This window comes from Actinomadura sp. SCN-SB, from assembly GCF_043906805.1.
Taxonomy (GTDB): domain Bacteria; phylum Actinomycetota; class Actinomycetes; order Streptosporangiales; family Streptosporangiaceae; genus Spirillospora.
The window spans coordinates 1-1,140 of sequence record NZ_JBIMPP010000164.1; the positions used below are offsets into that span (position 1 = coordinate 1).

The window sequence follows — 1,140 nt, forward strand, 5'->3', positions numbered from 1 at the left end:
CTTGATCCCAAGTGGTCAGTGCAGTCGGGCATTTGGTGCGATTGGACCGTACGGGAGATAAGCGATCTCCCAGCGATGGATCTTTGTGGATGGCAGTCTCGGCGGATCCCGAGTGAGAGCAGAGGTCCGTGGGGCGAGATCGGTTGCCGTTGACGGCGGAAGATCGCGAGGATATCTCTCGTGGTATCGCGCAGAACCTATCGAACAAGGAGATCGCCGCCGTTATTCGCCGTGCTGATTCGGTGGTCTGTCGCGAGATCGCCCGAAATGGCGGGCGAGAGGGTTACCGGGCGGTCGCGGCGCAGCGGCGCGCGGAGGAGCGGCGCCGCCGCCCAAAAGTGCGTAAACTGGACGCGGATCCGCGCCTGCATGACCATGTGTTCGCGGGCCTGCGGCGGGGCGAGTCTCCCGACCAGGTGGCCGGCCGGTTGAAGTATGAACTCGGGTGCGGGAAGGTCACGGGCATGGAGCGCATCTCGCATGAGTCGATTTACACATATTTGTATGCGTTGCCGAAGGGCGAGATGGCGCGTATGGGTGTTTCACTGCGGACCGGGCGCGAGCGGCGCAGGCCGCGCGGGAACCCGCGGTCGAAGCGGTCGAAGATCATCGGTATGCGGCTGATCGACGAGCGGCCCGCCGAGGTCGAGGGCCGCCGGGTGCCCGGGGCTTGGGAGGGGGACTTGATCATCGGGAAGGGCGGGGCGTCCCAGGCGGGCACCCTGGTCGAGCGCACAAGCCGTTTCCTGGTCATCGTGCCGCTGCCGAAAGACCGCAAGTCCGACACCGTCTGCGATGCGATCCTCGAGAGCGTGGCGGATCTTCCCGCCGAGCTGGTCAAGTCGATCACATGGGATCAGGGCGTCGAGATGGCCCACCACGCCGCCCTCACCCTCAAGTCGGAGATCGATGTCTATTTTGCACACCCCCATTCACCCTGGGAACGCGGAACGAACGAAAACACCAACGGCCTTATTAGGGAATATCTACCCAAAGACACAAGGATTCCAGGAGATGCGGAACTGCTGAATTCAATATCTCACTCACTCAACACCCGCCCGAGGCGTATACTTGGTTACAGAACACCGGCAGAAGTGTTCGCCGAGATGTGCGTAGCTGCTTCCATCAGTTGACACCACC

At 62.4% G+C, this 1,140-nt stretch carries 1 protein-coding gene; it reads left to right on the forward strand.

The window, feature by feature from the left end:
- Window positions 1-149 precede the first annotated feature (149 nt).
- Window positions 150-1,133: an IS30 family transposase gene (locus ACGWYJ_RS38870; RefSeq protein ID WP_395111707.1), complete on the forward strand. Its 984-nt coding sequence runs from the start codon at window positions 150-152 to the stop codon at window positions 1,131-1,133.
- Window positions 1,134-1,140 lie beyond the last annotated feature (7 nt).